Source organism: Halalkalicoccus tibetensis (genome assembly GCF_037996645.1).
GTDB lineage: Archaea > Halobacteriota > Halobacteria > Halobacteriales > Halalkalicoccaceae > Halalkalicoccus > Halalkalicoccus tibetensis.
In genome coordinates this window covers 156,348-173,505 of the sequence record NZ_JBBMXV010000002.1, presented here as the reverse complement: position 1 = coordinate 173,505, position 17,158 = coordinate 156,348, and the positions used below count along the sequence as shown (strand labels likewise).

The window sequence follows — 17,158 nt, the reverse complement described above, 5'->3', positions numbered from 1 at the left end:
CCAGAGCGCACACTGATCAACGACCGGTTCGTCAGTCGGGAATTCATCTAAGATTCAACGAATGTCACCATTCCGGACAGCCCATATATCATGCCGAAGACTCTGTCGGGTCTCGTGGGCTTGTATATCATAATGGGTGTCCCCGGTCAAGAACTGCGTGTTCCTGAATTTGAAGTTCTCCGCCTCCAGTGAAGATAGATCGGTGATCCGCGGGGGACAGTCACACATGATTCACCAACAGTCTTCGTCGGATACTATCACGTCACCTGACCTTCGTCCCTGGCTCGCTGTCGCCGAGCGTCGTCAGCAGGTCCGCGTCCTCGCCCGCCGCGAGCAGCATTCCGTTGCTTTCGACGCCGAACAGCTCCGCGGGCTCCAGATTGGCGAGGATCACCACCCGCGTGCCGGGCAGGCTCTCGAGGTCGTGCAGCCGCTTGATCCCGGCGACGATCTGGCGCGTCTCGACGCCGATGTCCACCTCAAGACGCGCGAGATCGTCCGCGCCCTCGATGCCCTCCGCGAGCTCGACCTCGCCGATGCGGATGTCGAGCTCCTGGAACTCCTCGAAGCCGATCCGTTCTTCACTGACCGGTTCGAGGCCCGTCGCCTCCGCGCTCTCGTCGTCTCCGTCCCCGTCGCCCTCGCTTTCCGCGCTCGCGGCGTCGACGCGTTCGGCGAGCTTCTCGTTGAGCGTCTCGACCCGGTCGTCCTCGACCTTCTCGAAGAGGGCTTCGGGCTCGCTGAACTCTTCTGGAGTGGCTTCGAGACAGTCCTTCAGTCGAGCCCCGTGAACCGACCCCTCCTCGCCGAGCTGCCCCCAGAGGCGTTCGGCGGCGTGCGGGAGGATCGGCTCGAGGAGGACCGCCGTGGCCTTCGCGAGCTGGACGCAGTCGCGGATGACCCCTGCCGCGCGCTCCTCGTCCTCGTCGACGAGCTTCCAGGGCTCGTTGCGCTGGATGTACTCGTTGCCGAAGCGCGACAGGCGGATCCCCGCCTGGACCGCCTCGCGAAGCGCGTAGTCGTTGAGCCCCTCGCGGAACTCGCCCATCGCGTCGTTGATCTCCGCGAGCACCTCCTCGCTGACGTCCGCCTCGGGGGTCCCGTCGAAGTTCCGGTGGGCAAACAGTAACGAACGGTAGACGAAGTTCCCGAAGTTACCCACCAGCTCGCCGTTGACCCGCTCCTGGAAGCGCTCCCAGGAGAAGTCGATGTCCTGCTGGAAGCCGCCGGTGGTGACGAGGTAGTATCTGAGCAAGTCGGGGTCGAACCCCTCCTCGAGGTAGTCGTCGGCCCAGATCGCCCGGTTCCGGCTCGTGGAGAAGGCCTTCCCGTCGAGGTTGACGAACCCGCTCGCCATCACCGCCCGGGGCTCGTTGTAGCCCGCTCCGCGCAGCATCGCGGGCCAGAAGACGGTGTGGTGCTGGATGATGTCTCGGCCGATGACGTGGATCAGCTCGCCCTCGCCCTCCTTCCACGGCTCGGCCCAGTCGAACTCCTCAGCGCCGACCCGTTCGGAGTACTGTTTGGTGCTCGCGACGTATTCGATGGGCGCATCGACCCAGACGTAGAGCACGAGGTCCTCCTTGCCCTCGCCCGGATAGTCGATCCCCCAGTCCATGTCGCGGGTGATACAGAGGTCCTGGAGCTCGCCCTCGACCCACTCCTTGGGCTGGTTGCGGGCGTTGCTCGTTCCCTCCAAGCGCCCGAGAAAGCCCTTCAGGTACTCCTGGAAGTCGGACAGCCGGAGAAACTCGTGCTCGCGGGCGCGGTACTCCGCGGGGTTCCCGGTGAGGGTGCTCGTGGGGTCCTCGATCTCGCCGGGCTCGAGGTGGCGCTGACAGCCCTCGTCGCACTCGTCGCCGCGGGCCTTCTCCCCGCAGTAAGGACAGGTCCCCTCGACGTATCTGTCGGGGAGGGGCTGGTCGACCTCGGGGTCCCAGGCGACCTGGATCTCCTTCTCGTAGACGTGGCCCTCGTCGATCCACTCGCGGACGAACTCCCGGGTGAGTTCGGTGTTGGTCTCGTCGTGGGTGTGGCCGTAGTTGTCGAACTCGACGCCGAACTCCGGGAACGTCGCCGCGTACTTCTCGTGGTACTCCAGCGCGAACTCCTCGGGGGAGATTCCCTGCTTCTCGGCGTTGACCGCGACGGGCGTCCCGTGCATGTCCGACCCGGAGACGAACGCGGTCTCCTGGCCGACCCGCCGCAGCGAGCGTGCGAGGGTGTCGCCGCTGACGTAGGTCCGCAGGTGGCCGATGTGCAGGTCGCCGTTGGCGTACGGCAGTCCGCAGGTGACCACCGCGGGATGGTCCGTCGGATAGTCGTCGTGGCTCATGCGTGGTTCTGGCTCGTCGCGGCTCCTAAACCCGCCGGTTTCGGTTCACAGCCTGCTCGCGAGACCACCGCCCGTCGCCCCTCACGGGACGTCCGATCCGACGGTGACCGTGTCCCGCCCACTCTGCCCGTCGTGTCACTCGCCCTCGGCGCTACAGACCAGCGTCGGCCGCTCCGCCCCGATGACGACGTCCTGGGTGACGCTGCCGAAGATCGCCTTGCCCGCCGGGCTTCGCTCGCGGCCGGCGACGCAGATGCAGTCGGCGTCGTGGCGCTCGGCCGAGTCGAGGATCGCTATCGCCGGGTCGCCGACGATCCCCTCGGTCTCGACCTCGACGCCCGCCTCCTCGAGGATCCTCCGTGCCTCGTTGATCGCCCCGAGCGACTCCACGTCGCCGTCCTCGTCGTCGAAGACGTGGATCAGGATCGCGCGGATCTCGTCGCCTCCCGGTAGCTCCGCGATCGCCTCGGCCTGTGCGACCGCCCGTTCGGCGTCCGTGTCCACCCCGACGATGATGTCGTACATGTCCGTCCATACCGACTCCACCGGTTTAGCTGCGGTGACTCCCGAGCGCCGCGAGGAACGCCTCGAGGGTCGCTCGGGTGACGTGGGACATACAGACGATCCGCAGCTCCCCCCGGCCGGTCCGCGAGATCCGCCACCCGTCGTCGCGAAGCGCCCCGAAGAGCTCCCGGGGGAGCTCGACGGCGACGATCGGGAGCTCGGGCTCGACGACCGAAAATCCGCGCGCCCCGAGCTCGCCCGCCAGCCACTCGGCGTTCGCCCGGGCGCGCTCGTAGTTCTCGTGGTAGCCCTCGGGTCACAGCGCCTCGCAGGCGGCGACCGTGCTCGCGGCGCGCACCGCCTGGACGTTCGCCTCGGTGCCGCCGCTGGCGACGTAGCCGTGGGGATCGTCGAGCCCGGCGATCTCCCCGAAATACTCGATCGCATCGCGTTCGAGGTCTGCGACCGCGGGTAGCTCGCCGGGTCGCCGGGGTTGGTCGCGAGGTATCGCTCGGCGGCCCGCCGGGCCGCGGGATGGGGCTCCGTACACATCGAGGAGAGCACCCGGTCGAACGACTGTGGCTCCCTCCCCCTGCCCGCTGCATACATCCCACGATCCCGTCCGTCGGTTAGCCACTTTCGTTCCCGGTCCACGGCCGTAAAACGGCCGATTACGGCCCCCGCGGGCCCTTGCGAGTACCTGCACCGGTACTATGCGAATCGCATCCGTGTGTCCGTTCGTGGCACTATCCGAAGACGACACCAACGGGGAGGAGCTAGAGGAAGTCAAAGAGAGCGCCGAGTCGGCGTTCGATCCGGTTTCCGAGCCGGTCGTACTCGCGGCCGTCGCGTCGGTCGCGTTCTCCTGGTATCAGTTCTACGTCCAGGAGAACAAGGTTCACGGCCTCTTCGTGGGGCTGTGGGCGCCGACGCTGCTGGGCGCCGCGGGCTACCTGAAGCAGCTTCAGATCGCCGAGAAGCTCGACGCCGGTCTCTCGTTCCGGTAACGCGCGCGTCGCACGACCGAGACCCGAAACCGGCCGACGCGGTACTTCTTATCAGCGAATCGAGTCCAACAGCAGCTTCTGCTCGACCCGCTTGGCCTCGTGCTGGACGTCCCGGACGGCGTCGATGTTCGCGCTGATCGAGCTCACGCCGGTGTTGACGAGGTGCTGGACCATCTTGGGCTTCGAGCCGGCCTGCCCGCAGATGCTGGTGTCGACGTCGTGCTCCCGACAGGTGTCGATGGTGCTCTCGATCAGCTCCAGCACTGCGGGGTGGAGCTCGTCGAACCGGTCGGCGACGTTGCCGTTGTTGCGGTCGACGGCCAGTGTGTACTGGGTGAGGTCGTTGGTGCCGAAGGAGGCGAAGTCGATGCCGGCCTCGGCCATCCCCTCGATCGAGAGCGCGCTCGCGGGCGTCTCGATCATCACGCCCCACGACCGGCGCTCGGCGTCGATCCCCGCCTCCTCCATCAGCCGGCGTGCGGCGAGCACGTCCTCGGCGTCGTTGACGAGCGGGAACATGATCTCGACGTTGTCGTAGCCCATCTCGTAGAGCCGCGAGAAGGCCCGCAGCTCGTACTCGAAGACGTCCGGACGGTCGAGGCTCCGGCGGATCCCCCGATAGCCGAGCATCGGGTTGTGCTCGTGGGGTTCGTCCTCGCCGCCCTCGAGCTGGCGGAACTCGTCGGTCGGGGCGTCGAGGGTCCGCACCCGCACCGGGCGGGGGTAGAACTCGTCGGCCACGCCCCGGATCCCGTCGACGATCTCGTCGACGTAGGCCTTCTCGCCGTTGTCGGCGACGAACTTCTGGGGGGTCTTCCCCAGCGAGAGGATCATGTGCTCGATCCGCAGCAGGCCGACGCCGTCGGCGCCGGTCGCGGCGGCCCGTTCGGCGGCTTCCGGGATGGAGACGTTGACCTTCACCTCGGTCGCGGTCATCGGCTTGACGGGCGTTTCGGGGCGGACGTCCTCGACGGGTTCGTGATCCGGCTCGTCGCTCGTCCGGCCGGCCTCGACGCTGCCGCGCTCGCCGTCGATCGTGATCTGCTGGCCGTCCTCGATGACCTTCGTGCCGTTGCTCGTCCCGACGACGGCGGGCACGCCCAGCTCCCTGGAAACGATCGCCGCGTGGGAGGTCATCCCGCCCTCGTCGGTGACGATCCCCGAGGCGCGCTTCATCGCGGGCACCATGTCGGGCGTCGTCATCTCGGTGACGATGATGTCGCCCTCCTCGACCTTGTCGAGCTGGTCGAGCTTCGTGACGATGCGGGCGGCGCCGCTAGCCCGTCCCGGGCTGGAACCCAGCCCGTGGACCAGCTCCTCGCCGTCGCCCTCCCGTTCCTCGTACTCCATCGAGCCGCCGTTGCCGTCGGCGATCCCCTCCATCAGCCCGGACTCGGACTCCTCGGCCTCGCCCTCGCTGATCGTCGTGATCGGGCGCGACTGGAGCATGAACACCTCTCCCTCCACGATCGCCCACTCGACGTCCTGGGGCGTCCCGTAGTGGTCCTCGACGCGCTCGCCCAGCGCGATCAGCTGCTCGATCTCCCCGTCCTCGAGCACGCGCTCGTCGCGCCGCTCCTCGGGGACCTCCCGCTCGACGGTCTCGCCGCTCTCCTCGTCGCGGACGCACATGACCTTCTTGGTCGCGATCGTCTCCTCCTCGATCTCGCCGCTTTCGCGGTCGACGACGTAGTTGTCCGGGGAGACCGAGCCCGCGACGACCGCCTCGCCGAGCCCCCAGGCGGCCTCGATGATGATCCGCGGGTCGCCCGTCGAGGGGTGGCTCGTGAACATCACGCCCGACTTCTCGGCGTCGACCATCCGCTGGACGACGACCGCGATGTTGACGTCCTCGCTGTCGAAGCCCTGCTGCTTGCGGTAGTAGATCGCGCGCTGGGTGAACAGCGAGGCCCAACACTCCTTGACGCGCTCTAAGAGGTCCTCCTCGGTGACGTTGAGGAACGTCTCCTGCTGGCCGGCGAAGGAGGCGTCGGGCAGGTCCTCGGCGGTCGCCGACGATCGCACCGCGACGAAGGGGTCGTCGCCGAACGACCCGTAGGAGGCGAGGATCTCCTCGCGGAGCTCCTCGGGGAAGGGGGTCTCGAGGATGAGCTCCTCGGCACGCTCCTGGGCGGTCGCGAGCGCCGCCGAGTCCTCGACGTCGACGTCGACGGCCGCGTGGATCTCGTCGGCGATCCCGGCGTCGTCGATGAACTCGCGGTACGTTCCGGCGGTGACGATGAACGCCGACGGGACCGGCAGCCCCGCCCCCGTCAGCTCGCCCAACGAGGCGCCCTTCCCGCCGACGATTTCGAGATCGTCCGACCCGATGTCCGCAAGCCAGCGTACTGCCATTTACGTCCGAACCGACACCGAGGCGAGTAAAGAAGGTTGCGACCCCATCAAACGTTTGTGGAATTAGCTATTCGTTCGCGAGTGAACCCCGTGGCCTACGCCTCGATCAGTCCGTCTTCGTCCTCGTCCTCGGCGATCGTGATCGACCCCGAGATCGCCTCGACGGCCCGCCCGCCGACCCGCACGTCCTCGCCGACCCGAACCCTGACCTCCCCGGGACAATCGAGGAAGTGGCCCTGTTCGAGGACCATCTCGTCGGGGAAGTCCTCGCCGAAGGCGTCGACCGCCCGGAGGTACGCGCCGACCGCGCCGCTCGCGGTCCCCGTCACGGGGTCCTCCGCGATCCCCAGGGGCGGCGCGAACAGCCGCCCGTGGAGGGTCGCCTCCGCCGTGAGGGTGTCGAACGTGAAGGCATACAGCCCCGCGGCGTCGACCGATTCACAGAGCTCCGCGACCGCCCCCTCGTCGGGCTCGGCGTTCCCGAGGTGTTCGAGGAAGTTCACCGGCACCACGAGAAAGGGGAGGCCAGTCGAGGCCACCGCCGGCGGCAGATCCGCGCCGACGTCCGCGAGCGCGGCGGGGTCGACCCCCAGCGCGTCGGCGACCGCCTCGTACGCGAGGTCGACGGGCTCGATCTCCGGCTCGTCCTGGGTCATCCAGACGGTCCCGTCCGAGCGGAGCTCGATCTCGAGGACGCCGACGTTCGTCTCGAGGGTGTGGGTGCCGGCCTCGATCTCGCCTCTCTCGAACAGGTGGGCGTGGCTCGCGATCGTGGCGTGGCCACAGAGGTCGACCTCCGTGGTCGGTGAGAAGTACCGGATCCGCCGGTCCGCCCGCTCCGAACCCGAGAGGAAGGCGGTCTCGCTGGCCGCGATCTCGCGGGCGATCGCTTGCCGCTGGTCGTCGTCCAGGCCGTCGGCCTCCGGTATCACGCCCGCGGCGTTGCCCGAGAGCGGCTCGTCGGTGAAGGCGTCGACGACGGCCATCGACAGCCGCCGTGTCTCCTCGCTCATACACCCGCTCGCGTCGCCACCCGAATCAGTGCTCCGGCACGCCGGTCGTCCGGGCCCTGGAGGTGCTTGGCCCACGTTTATAGGGGATCGGGCGAAAGACGGGACATGATCGAGACCGATCCAGCGATGAGTCGACGCCGGTTCCTGCAGCTCGCCGGCACGGCGGCCATCGCCTCGGTCGCCGGCTGCGGCGACGCCGACGAGGAGGAGAACGGCGACGAGGACGACGACCCCGCCGGGGAGGAGGAGGGGGCCGAGGGAACGGAGACAGAGGACCCCCTCGACGCCGACGGCGAGGGCGACGACGGGGAAGTGGACGAGGACGACGCGGGCGGTCCGGACGAGGGCGACGAAGACGAAACCGACGAGGAAGAGGGGGCGGCCGAGGACGACGACGAGGACGAGACCGACGAAGGGTAGCGGACACCCGACGCCGGAGCGATCCGAGCCCGGGCTTGCAGGCGATGGCCGAAGGATAACCCGTCTCGGGGCGCTCGGTTCGACCATGCAAGGCACGTCACCGAGCAGGCGACGCTTCGTCGCGGCGGCCGGATCGCTCGCGATCGCCGCGGTCGCCGGCTGTACCGACGACGAGGACGCTCCGCCCGAGGAGGCCGAGGAGGACGACGACGAGACGGCCGACGACGAAACCGACGACGGCGACGGTCTCGGCGACTCCAACGGCGAGACGGGGGCCGACGACGAGGACGAGCCCACCAAGGACGCCGACCAGGAGACCTACGAGCTGGCGGTGATCGTCGAGACCGAGGACGGCGAGCCTGCGGTCGGCGCCTTCGTCACCGTCACGGACGAGGACGGCGACCTCGTCGACGACGAGGCCGAACAGCCGACCGACGATCAGGGCCAGGCCCTCTTCGAGGTCGGCGACGGCGAACACACGGTCGAGATCGACGCGACCGAGGCCGAGGTCGGCGACGGCGAGTTCGAGGAGACCGTCACGATCGACGGCGACGACGAGGAGCTGATGGTCACCGTCGAGGAGGGCGACGACCCCGCCGGCGAGGGCGCCGAGGGCGATGCCGGCGACGAGGACGGCAACTCGTAACCGTACGGTTCCGGCGGGCGACCGATCGACCCGACGACGGTCCGGGTGCGCCGAACCCCACGTTCACGGCCCGATCCCGCCCGACCACGCTACTCGGTCGTACGGTAGCTCCCGTCAGGGAACCTTTTTATTTCACCGGATCTATGGAGAACATAGACGGTACGGTTCGGGCGATAGCGGGTGTCGTCAACTCCCCGGTCGGCGGGCACCCACGGCGCGTTCGGCGTGGACGGATCGCTTCGACCACCCAGGAGAGCAATCAGTGACAGATGATATCCAGTACGAAACAGCGCACAGGACGGATGGAGAGGAGCGGCGGGCGTTCCGGACCCTCGAACGCGGCCCCGGCGACGGGCCGATCCACCCCGTCGTCGTCGAGGTCGTCGGGTCGCTGCTCGACGTTTCCCCGGGCGACCTCGACCCGATGTTCGACTCGCTCGACACCGAGGCCCTCGACGCCCTCTGTCGGGCGGACCCCGACGCCCGGCTCCGGGTCGGGTTCGTCTATCACGGCTGTTCGGTGGCGATCCGGTGCGAGGGAGCGACGGTCCACGTATCGGCGTCGGCTCCCTCGAGGGGCTCGGGCCCCGATCCGAGACAGACCACTTAAACCGGGAGCGGCCGTGCAGGCAGGTAGAACATGTCCGATCTCCCCGAGGAGTTCAACTGTACGGTCACCAACTGGGAGTACATCTACGGGCTCTGTCGGACGGTAAGCACCGAGGTCAAACGATCGGAGTTCGAGCCGGACGTGATCGTCGCGCTGGCGCGCGGGGGATGGTTCGCGGGGCGCTGTATCTGTGACTTCCTCGGGCTCGACGACCTGACGAGCCTGAAGATGGAACACTACGTGGGGACGGCACAGAAGAGCGGCGAGCCGCAGATCCGTTACCCGATGCCCGAGGGCTCGGTGCAGGGAAAGGACGTCCTGGTCATCGACGACATCGCCGACACCGGCGGGTCGATCGAGCGTGCCCACGAGTACGTCAGCGAACGCGGGGCGGACGAGGTCCGCACCGCGACGCTTCAACTGCTCCAGACCAGCGAGTTCGAGCCGGACTTCATCGGCGAGCGCCTCGAGGAGTGGACCTGGGTCGTCTACCCGTGGAACTTCATCGAGGACATGATCGACCTGATCTCGGGCGTCATGGAGAAGGCCGACGAGGGGACGTTCTCGTCCGAGGACGTTCGCCACTACCTCTCCGAGTACCACGACGTCGACCGCATGGAGATGGAGATCGCCCAGCCCAACCGAATGAACGAGGTGCTCGTCGAGATGGAACGGCGCGAGGTGATCGCGCGCGACGGCGCCAACCAGTGGCGACTGACCGAGAGCTGATTCAGTCCTCCGCGGGCGCTGCGGGGCCGGTCTCGACCTCGACGTATCGTTCCTTCCACGTCCCCCGCGCCCACCACGCGAGCGCCGCGACACAGCCGACGACGTCGCCCATCACGACCGCGACCCAGATCCCCGTCTCGGCCCAGCCGGCGACGAACACCAGGTAGTAGGTCAGGGGCACGCGAACGGCCCACAGCGTGATCAGCGAGAACACCATCGCGGTCTTGGTGTTGCCCGCCCCGCGGAACGTCCCGAGGATCACCTGCAGAACGCCCAGAAAGACGAACATGAACGCCGCGATCCGCAGGTACTCGACGCCGTAGGCGATGGTCGTCGCGGCTCCGGGAGTGTCGGCGGTGAGGAAGATCCCGACGATGGGCTCGGGAAACAGGTAGGCGATTGCCGTCAGAACCGCCATCACTACCGAGACCAACCCCATCGCGAGCTTCGAGGCCCGTGCGGCCCGGTCGGGCCGGTCGGCCCCGAGGTTCTGGCCGACGACGGTATCGAGCGCCTGGGAGAGCCCCATCGCGGGGAGGAAGACGAGCGAGATCAAGCGGTTTCCGAGCCCGTAGGCGGCGACGATCTCGGGCGGGAAGGCGACGACCATCCCCGTCAGGACGACGAACGCGAGCGACGAGGACGACTGCTCGATCGCGCTCGGGGTCCCCAGTTCGACGATGTCGCGGACGTGACCGAACCGGGGGACGAGGTCGCCGGCCTCGATGTCCGGGCCGGCGTCGGTGTAGAAGAGGACGTACAGCCCGAGCCCCGTGGCGACCGCCCGAGCGGCGATGGTGGCGATCGCCGCACCCTCGATCTCCATGCGGGGGACCGGGCCGAGCCCGAAGATCAGCAGGGGGTCGAGCGCGACGTTGACCGCGACGCTGACGACCATCACGCGCATCGGCGTGCGGGTGTTGCCGTAGCCGCGCATGATCGAGACGAAGATGAAGAAGCCGAAGAGGAAGGGCAGGCCGAGGAAGTAGATCCGCATGTAGTCCGAGGCCAACGGAACGATCCGCTCTTCAGTACCGCCGCCCGCCGGGAACAGCGAGAGCAGCCAATCGGTCGAGAGGTAGCCGAGGACGGCCAGTACACAGGCCAGTAGGGTGACGAACGCCAGCGTCTGGCCCGCGATCACGTCGGCGCTCCGGCCGCTCTCGGCGCCCGTGTACTGGGCGACGAGGATCGCGCCGGCGGCGGTAAACCCCCCGCCCACCGAGATGAGGAAGAAGATGAGGGGGAAGGCGAGGCTCAGCGCGCCGACGGCGTCCTCCGAGACCGCGCCGAGAAACGCCGTGTCGGCGACGTTGTACGCGACCTGCAGCAGCTGGATGACGACCATCGGCCACGCGAGGCGGACCATCGGGCGGACCAAACCGCCCTCGGTGAGCGAGCGTTCGCGGGCCGTGGACACTACTTCGAACCGAAACCGGTCGAGCTATATGAGTTTTCTTAAAAGGACGGTCCTTGCAGCGTATCGGATCCCCTCGTGGAGCGTGAGTGAACCTCGCTTGTGCGGACACCCGGAAACATCGGTTCTCAGGCCCGTGTCTCCTCATCGACTTCCTCGAGTACGCTCGTTCCTGCCCCCTCTTTCGAGTCCCAGGACCACTCCTCGTGGAGCCGGACCCGGCCGTCGGGGAGCCGCTCGATCTCGTCGATCGAGTGGCCCGTCGCCGTCTCGCCCTCGACCGTCAGGTGCGTATAGCGGAAGTCGAGGCCCTCACCGTCGCTCAGTCCAACGAGGAAACCCTGTCTGATCTCCCCGCCCTCATAGCGCGCCTGTATCAGGTCTCCGTCCTGCTCGAACCGGAACGTCGTCGCGTCGCTCACGGTCCCGTCGGCGTCGTTCGAGGTCGCTCGAAGCACTCGGCCGTCCATGTCGATCCCGTCAGTTGCCATAGATCGCGAGAATCCAGCTGAAGGGATGGTCGTTGTGATCCAGCACGGTTTTGTAGCGCCCCCCGAGAGAACGGGGCATGATCGGCTTCATCGGCGGCAGCGGCATCTACGAGGCCCTCCCCCTCGAGAACACCCGCGAGGAGCGAATCGAAACGCCCTACGGCGACCCGAGCGCGCCCGTGACGATCGGCGAGTTCGGAGACACAGGGAGGGAAGTCGCCTTCCTGCCCCGGCATGGGTCGGACCACGGGCGCTCGCCGACGAACCTCCCCTACCGGGCGAACGTCTACGCGCTCAAGACGGTGGGCGTCACCCATATCTTCGCTTCGAACGCGGTGGGTTCGCTGAAGGAGGACCTCGAACCGGGGACGCTCGTGGTCCCCGACCAGATCGTCGACCGCACGCGCCACCGCGAGATGACCTTCTACGGCGAGGGAATCGTCGTCCACCAGCCTTTCACCTACCCCTACAGTCCGGAGCTCGTCGATCACCTGACGGGGGCCGCGGCGAAGGCGACCGACGCCGAGGTCTCGAAGGGCGGCACCTACGTCTGCATCGAGGGCCCCCAGTACTCCACCCGGGCCGAAAGCGAGTTCTACCGGAGCCAGGGGTGGGACCTCGTGGGGATGACCGCGATCCCGGAGGCCAAGCTCGCCCGCGAGGCCGAGATCGCCTACGCGACGGTCGCGGGCGTCACCGACTACGACGTCTGGAAGGAGGACAGCGAGGTCACCCTCGAGGAGGTGCTCGAGAACGCGGAGCGGAACCAGAAGGCGATCAAATCGGTCGTCGAGGAGGCGATCCGCTCCCTGCCCGAGGACCACGAGTGTGAGGCCCACAGCGCGCTCGAGGGAACCGTCAACACGCCGACCGAGGCGATCCCGGAGGAGACCCGCGAGCGGGTCGACCCGCTGGTCGGCGATTATCTCTAGAAAGCGACGCCGGCTGACGACGACAACGACGGAAAAACGGGCCGTTTCGGTGGCTATTCGCCGCGAACGTACGACAGCGCGGAGACGTACTCCTCGGGATCGACTCGACCCTCGGTCTCGGTCAGTCGTTCACGTATTTTCGTGGGTGACATACAGTATCATACTACGGCGTTACTAATAAAAGTTGTGTTGGTAGGTATCACGGAACACGTGAACACCCGTCTCTGAGAATACTCCTCTCTGAGGGTGGATTGACGTCTCGAGGACGGAGCGAAAACGGGTCGGAGAGGAGAACGACGATCAGCCGGCGGGCTTGGGCGCGTCCCCGTCCCTGGCCTCGTCGTCCGCGGCGGGGTTCCGAACCCAGAGGTCGCCGAAGAGGTCGTCTTGTTCGAGGCGGACCTGCCCGCGGTGGGCCAGAAAGAGCAGCGCGAGGAACGTCTCGACGCGCGAGCCGCCCGCCTCGCCGATCTCGGTGAACAGCACCTCGTCGCGCCCGGCGGCGTACTGCTCGTCGAGCGCGTCGTAGACCTGCGTGATGGTCTCCTCGATGTCCTCGCCGTGGGCGGTACCCGTCACATCCTCGGCGGTGGGCTCCTCCTCGGCACGGAACTCGTCGGCCGAGTGGTAGTCGAGCGTCTGAGTGCCCCGCTGGAAGCCCTTCGGGGAGCCCGAGGTGTCGTACTCCCGGGACTCCTTCCACCACGAGTCCCGCTCGGCGTCGCGGAGCTCGCGGACCAGCTCGTCGAGCGTCTCGGGCGACCCGCGGGCCTGCTTGCGATCGAGCCGGCGCTCCATCTCGCGTTCGAGGTCCGCGATCGGGTCCTCCTCGAAGGGGTCGTCCGCCGGCCCCATCCCCATCTCGGCCTCCCAGTCGTCGAACTCCTCTTCGTCCTCGTCCTCGCCCAACATCTCGTCGCTCTTCATGCGCAACAGGACGCTCGCGTAGAAGAGCGCGCGCCCCGACGTTCGGAGGTCGGCCGAATCGAGTCGCGCGAGGAACGCGTCGGTCACCTCGACGATGTCGATGTCCCAGGGCTCGATCTCGCCGTCCTCGGCGAGCTGGACGAGCAGCTCGACGGGCTCGACTTCATCGGACTCCTCGGCGGGGAGCGCGACGTCAGTCATCCGCGGTCGCGGCCTCCCCGCTTCCCGCGAGGTCGATCCCGGTGACGGTGCTGACGTTGTTCCCCTGCATCGTCACGCCGATCGCGCGCTCGGAGCGCTCGAGCATCGCCGAGCGATGGGAAACGACGATGAACTGGGCCTCCCCCGCCAGCTCGTCGACCAGCTCGCCCACGCGGTCGGCGTTCGCGGCGTCGAGGAAGGCGTCGACCTCGTCGAGCGCGTAGAACGGCGCGGGGTTGTAGCGCTGGATCGCGAAGATGAACGCCAGCGCCGTCAGGGACTTCTCGCCGCCGCTCATCGCGTCCAGCCGTTGGATCGGCTTGTCGCCGGGCTGGGCCTTCATCGTCAGCCCGCCCTCGAAGGGGTCCGCCTCGTCCTCGAGGTGGAGCTCGCCCGTCCCCGCCGACAGCCGGGAGAAGATGTCCTGGAACTGCTCGTCGATCTCCCGGTAGGCGTCCATGAACGTCTCGCGTTTCTGCTGTTCGTAGGAGTCGATCCGGTCGGTGATCCCCTCGCGTTCCTCGACGAGGACGTCCTTGCGGTCGGTGAGCTCCGAGAGCTCGCCCTCGACCCGGTCGTACTCGTCGATCGCGAGCATGTTCACCGGCTCGAGCGCCTCCATCTCCTCGGCCAGCTCCTCGATGCGCTCCTCGACGACCTCGTGGTCGGGGATCTCCTCGGGGTCGTACTCGCCGACCTCGCTCTCGAGGTCCGCGATGTCGGTCTCGAGCCCGCGCGCGCTCGCCTGTAGGCCCTCGAGGCGGCTCTCGACGGAGCCGACCTGCTCCTTCGCGTCGTCGCGTTCGTCGGTCGCCTCCCCCAGCGTGCCCCGGAGCTCGCGGCGCTCCTCCTTCTTCTCGGTGAGTTCCTCCTCGAGCTCCTCCACGGCCTCACGCTTCCCCTCGAGGCGCTCTTCCTGCTCCTCGATCCCGTCCTCGAACCCTTCAATGCGTTCCTCCTGTTTCCCGATGCGCTCCTCGGCGCTCGTCGCCTGCTCGTCGAGGTCGGAGATGGCGTTCTGTGCGTACTGCTTCTCGAGCTGGAGCTCGTTGAGCCGCGAGTCGTGCTCGTCGAGCGCGTCCTCGAGGCTGTCGATCCCCTCGTCGATCGCGTCGAGCTGGGCAGTCAGCTCGGGGATCTCCGAGTCGGCGAGCTCGGTCTCCAGCTCCTCGATATCGCTCTCGAGGCCCTCGATCTCCTCGGTCGCCTCCGTGATCTCCTCCTCGATCTCGCCCATCCGCTCGTCGACGTCCCCGCGGGCGTCCTCGAGCTCGTCGATCTCTTCGGCGAGCCGCTCGGCCTTCGCCTCGCGCTCCTCGATCGCCTCGCGCTTCTTCTCGATCGCGCTGTCGATCTCGCGGACCTGCTCCGCGGCCTCGCTCTTGCGGTCGCGGGCGCTCTCGAGGCGGTCCTCCGCGTCCCGGAGCTCCGAGCGCACCGACTCGCGGCGGTCCTGCAGGTCGGTGATCGCCTCGGCAACCCGCTCTAGTTGGCCTTTGCCCGACTTCGAGAAGGAGTAGCGCGAGCCCGACCGGCTCCCGCCGGTCATCGCGCCGCTCTTCTCGACGAGCTCGCCCTCGAGGGTCACGAGCCGGTACTTGCCCATCAGATCGCGGGCGGTCTCGATGTCCTCGACGACGAGGGTGTCGCCGAGCACGTACGAGAACACGCCCGCGTACGCGTCGTCGAAGTCGACGAGGTTGTACGCGAAGTCCACCACGCCCTCCGCGCGCGGCGGCGAGGACAGCGAGCGGTTGCGCATCTCGGTCATCGGGAGGAACGTCGCCCGTCCCGCGTTTCGCGACTTCAGGTGTTCGATACAACGCTGGCCGATCGCGTCGTCGTCGACCACGACGTTCGCGAGCCGTCCGCCTGCCGCGGTCTCACACGCGGTCGCGTACCGCGAGTCCACCCCACCCAATTGGCCGACGGTGCCGTGGACGCCGTCCATTCCGGCGTTCAGTATAGCCGAAACCGCCCGGCCATACGAGCTGTCGCCGCTCTCGCCGGCCCTGGCCTCGAGCTCCGCGTACTCCTGCTGTTTGGCCTGAAGGTCGTCCTCGATCTCGTCGAGCTTCCCCTGGAGCTCGCGCTTCTCCTCCTTGAGGTCCTCGACGACCGCGTCGATCTGCTCGCGGTTCTCCACGGCCCGCCCGCGCTCGTCCTCCAGGTCGTCGATCTCGGCCTCGATCTCCGGGATCGCCTCGAGGGTCGTCTCGCGCTCCTCTTCCTTCTCGCTTATCGCGTTCGATCGACGCCGGGCCTCGTCGAGCAGTCGGTCCTGCTCGCGCTGATGTTCGTTCCGTTCGTCGCGTGCCTCCTCGAGTTCGGCCTTCTTCTCCCGGAGGTCGGCCTTCAGCTCGTCGAACTCCGTATCGACGTTCTCGATCTCCTCCTCGATCTCCTCGCGTTCGGCCTCCTTCTCCTGGATGTCGGCCTTCACGGAGGCCTTCTCGAGTTTCGTCTCCCGGATCTCGCGGTCGAGATCGGCGATCGTCTCCTCCTTCCTGTCGATCCCGACGAACGCCTCCTGTCGGTCGCTCTCGGCCTCGCTGATGGCCTCCTCGCTGTTCTCGATCTTGTCCTCGAGCCGGCTGATCTCGCCCTTGATCCCCTCGATATCGCGTTTGATCTCCAGCTGCTCGTCCTCGCCCATCCGCTCGATCTCGGCGTTCAGGTCCTCGAGGTCCTCCTGGAGGCGGGTGACCATCCCCTGCTTCTGATCGAGCTCCCTGCGAAGCTCCTCGAGCTCCGACCGCTTCTCCTCGATCCGGCTCTCCTTCGCGTCGAGCTCCGCACGTTTCTCCTCGAGCTCGGCGGCCTTCAGGTAGCCCTGGAACTCCTCCTTCTCGTCGCGAAGCGACTGGTACTGCAGCGCCGTCTCGCGTTCGTCCTCGAGCTGGTCGAGGCGGTCCTGTTTCTCCTCGATGCGGAGCTCGGCCTCCTCGATGCGCTCCTTGACGGTCTGGAGCTCCTCGTGGGCCGACTCCTTCTTGGCGTCGAACTCCGCGACGCCCGCGATCTCGTCGATGATCTCCCGGCGCTGCCCGGCGGTCATGTTGATGATGCCCGTCACGTCGCCCTGCATGACGACGTTGTAGCCCTCGGGCGTGACGCCCGCCTGAGCGAGCAGGTCCTGGATGTCCGAGAGGTTGACCGAGCGGTCGTTCAGGTAGTAATAGGAGTAGTAGTTGTCCTCGGTCCGTTTGACCCGCCGCCGAACGGAGATGGTCTCGACGTCGCCGATGTCGTCGCTGCCGGCGGCGCTCACGACCTGCTCGCGCGCGAGCGTGCCGTCGGCGTTGTCCAGCACGACCTCGACGCTGGCCTCACGGGGGCCCTCGGCGTCGCCCTCGCCGTCGTGGCCGGGGTTGTAGATCAGGTCGGTGAGCTTCTCGGCGCGGATCCCGCGGGCCCGCGAGAGGCCCAGCGCGAACAGCACGCTGTCGATGATGTTCGACTTGCCCGAGCCGTTCGGGCCGCTGACGGTGGTGAAGTCCTCGTAGAACGGGATGCGGGTCTTCCGGCCGAAGCTCTTGAAGTTCTCTAGAACGAGCTCTCGAATGTGCAT

The 17,158-nt window shown here is 67.6% G+C and carries 14 protein-coding genes and 1 pseudogene; 6 read left to right on the top strand and 9 right to left on the bottom strand.

The window, feature by feature from the left end; genetic code table 11:
- Positions 1–262: 262 nt before the first annotated feature.
- The 3 genes and pseudogenes from metG to WOA58_RS06170 all read right to left on the bottom strand — a co-directional run bounded on the left by metG (position 263) and on the right by WOA58_RS06170 (position 3,448).
- On the bottom strand, positions 263–2,335 hold the full coding sequence (metG, locus tag WOA58_RS06180; RefSeq protein WP_340603303.1) for a methionine--tRNA ligase: 2,073 nt from the start codon (positions 2,333–2,335) through the stop codon (positions 263–265).
- A gap of 135 nt (positions 2,336–2,470) precedes the next feature.
- Positions 2,471–2,860: a universal stress protein gene (locus WOA58_RS06175; protein WP_340603302.1), complete on the bottom strand. Its 390-nt coding sequence runs from the start codon at positions 2,858–2,860 to the stop codon at positions 2,471–2,473.
- Positions 2,861–2,885: 25 nt separating this feature from the next.
- Positions 2,886–3,448: pseudogene (locus WOA58_RS06170) on the bottom strand (hypothetical protein).
- 131 nt (positions 3,449–3,579) lie between these two features.
- Between WOA58_RS06170 and WOA58_RS06165 the strand changes: the two are divergent.
- Positions 3,580–3,846, top strand: a complete 267-nt coding sequence (locus WOA58_RS06165; RefSeq protein WP_340603301.1) for a hypothetical protein — start codon at positions 3,580–3,582, stop codon at positions 3,844–3,846.
- Between the two features lie 51 nt (positions 3,847–3,897).
- Here WOA58_RS06165 and ppsA read toward each other — a convergent pair whose 3' ends face one another.
- Positions 3,898–6,201 (bottom strand): pyruvate, water dikinase, encoded by a 2,304-nt coding sequence (gene ppsA, locus WOA58_RS06160; RefSeq protein ID WP_340603300.1) that lies wholly within the window; start codon positions 6,199–6,201, stop codon positions 3,898–3,900.
- A 95-nt stretch (positions 6,202–6,296) separates the two neighbouring features.
- Complete coding sequence (locus WOA58_RS06155) at positions 6,297–7,214, bottom strand: PhzF family phenazine biosynthesis protein (RefSeq protein WP_340603299.1); 918 nt, start codon at positions 7,212–7,214, stop codon at positions 6,297–6,299.
- A 105-nt stretch (positions 7,215–7,319) separates the two neighbouring features.
- Here WOA58_RS06155 and WOA58_RS06150 point away from each other — a divergent pair, with 105 nt between their 5' ends.
- From WOA58_RS06150 to WOA58_RS06135, 4 genes are all read left to right on the top strand, one after another.
- On the top strand, positions 7,320–7,634 hold the full coding sequence (locus tag WOA58_RS06150) for a twin-arginine translocation signal domain-containing protein (protein ID WP_340603298.1): 315 nt from the start codon (positions 7,320–7,322) through the stop codon (positions 7,632–7,634).
- Between the two features lie 85 nt (positions 7,635–7,719).
- Positions 7,720–8,280 (top strand): hypothetical protein, encoded by a 561-nt coding sequence (locus WOA58_RS06145; RefSeq protein ID WP_340603297.1) that lies wholly within the window; start codon positions 7,720–7,722, stop codon positions 8,278–8,280.
- Between the two features lie 262 nt (positions 8,281–8,542).
- The gene (locus WOA58_RS06140; RefSeq protein ID WP_340603296.1) at positions 8,543–8,890 is read left to right on the top strand and encodes a HalOD1 output domain-containing protein; all 348 of its coding nucleotides are present in this window, start codon (positions 8,543–8,545) and stop codon (positions 8,888–8,890) included.
- A 30-nt stretch (positions 8,891–8,920) separates the two neighbouring features.
- Positions 8,921–9,619 carry a phosphoribosyltransferase gene (locus tag WOA58_RS06135; RefSeq protein ID WP_340603294.1) on the top strand — a complete coding sequence of 233 codons (699 nt, stop codon included), beginning with the start codon at positions 8,921–8,923 and terminating at the stop codon, positions 9,617–9,619.
- 1 nt (position 9,620) lies between these two features.
- On the opposite strand, the gene WOA58_RS06130 is transcribed toward WOA58_RS06135, so the two are convergent.
- The gene (locus WOA58_RS06130) at positions 9,621–10,988 is read right to left on the bottom strand and encodes an MATE family efflux transporter (RefSeq protein ID WP_390220733.1); all 1,368 of its coding nucleotides are present in this window, start codon (positions 10,986–10,988) and stop codon (positions 9,621–9,623) included.
- A gap of 176 nt (positions 10,989–11,164) precedes the next feature.
- A complete protein-coding gene (locus WOA58_RS06125; protein ID WP_340603292.1) occupies positions 11,165–11,527 on the bottom strand; it encodes a hypothetical protein in 363 nt (120 codons plus the stop codon).
- 77 nt (positions 11,528–11,604) lie between these two features.
- Here WOA58_RS06125 and mtnP point away from each other — a divergent pair, with 77 nt between their 5' ends.
- Positions 11,605–12,459 (top strand): S-methyl-5'-thioadenosine phosphorylase, encoded by an 855-nt coding sequence (gene mtnP, locus WOA58_RS06120; protein ID WP_340603291.1) that lies wholly within the window; start codon positions 11,605–11,607, stop codon positions 12,457–12,459.
- Positions 12,460–12,759: 300 nt separating this feature from the next.
- Here mtnP and WOA58_RS06115 read toward each other — a convergent pair whose 3' ends face one another.
- Both WOA58_RS06115 and smc read right to left on the bottom strand, forming a co-directional pair.
- On the bottom strand, positions 12,760–13,587 hold the full coding sequence (locus WOA58_RS06115; protein ID WP_340603290.1) for a ScpA family protein: 828 nt from the start codon (positions 13,585–13,587) through the stop codon (positions 12,760–12,762).
- The gene (gene smc / locus WOA58_RS06110) at positions 13,580–17,158 is read right to left on the bottom strand and encodes a chromosome segregation protein SMC (protein WP_340603289.1); all 3,579 of its coding nucleotides are present in this window, start codon (positions 17,156–17,158) and stop codon (positions 13,580–13,582) included. The genes WOA58_RS06115 and smc overlap by 8 nt, the downstream gene beginning before the upstream one ends.

Excerpts from the sequence above, each read along its gene's own strand:
- metG (WP_340603303.1), bottom strand. The coding sequence starts at position 2,335 with ATGAGCCACGACGACTATCCGACGGACCATCCCGCGGTGGTCACCTGC.
- WOA58_RS06175 (WP_340603302.1), bottom strand. The coding sequence starts at position 2,860 with ATGTACGACATCATCGTCGGGGTGGACACGGACGCCGAACGGGCGGTC.
- ppsA (WP_340603300.1), bottom strand. The coding sequence starts at position 6,201 with ATGGCAGTACGCTGGCTTGCGGACATCGGGTCGGACGATCTCGAAATC.
- WOA58_RS06155 (WP_340603299.1), bottom strand. The coding sequence starts at position 7,214 with ATGAGCGAGGAGACACGGCGGCTGTCGATGGCCGTCGTCGACGCCTTC.
- WOA58_RS06150 (WP_340603298.1), top strand. The coding sequence starts at position 7,320 with ATGATCGAGACCGATCCAGCGATGAGTCGACGCCGGTTCCTGCAGCTC.
- WOA58_RS06145 (WP_340603297.1), top strand. The coding sequence starts at position 7,720 with ATGCAAGGCACGTCACCGAGCAGGCGACGCTTCGTCGCGGCGGCCGGA.
- WOA58_RS06135 (WP_340603294.1), top strand. The coding sequence starts at position 8,921 with ATGTCCGATCTCCCCGAGGAGTTCAACTGTACGGTCACCAACTGGGAG.
- WOA58_RS06130 (WP_390220733.1), bottom strand. The coding sequence starts at position 10,988 with ATGGTCCGCCTCGCGTGGCCGATGGTCGTCATCCAGCTGCTGCAGGTC.
- WOA58_RS06125 (WP_340603292.1), bottom strand. The coding sequence starts at position 11,527 with ATGGCAACTGACGGGATCGACATGGACGGCCGAGTGCTTCGAGCGACC.
- mtnP (WP_340603291.1), top strand. The coding sequence starts at position 11,605 with ATGATCGGCTTCATCGGCGGCAGCGGCATCTACGAGGCCCTCCCCCTC.
- WOA58_RS06115 (WP_340603290.1), bottom strand. The coding sequence starts at position 13,587 with ATGACTGACGTCGCGCTCCCCGCCGAGGAGTCCGATGAAGTCGAGCCC.
- smc (WP_340603289.1), bottom strand. The coding sequence starts at position 17,158 with ATGCACATTCGAGAGCTCGTTCTAGAGAACTTCAAGAGCTTCGGCCGG.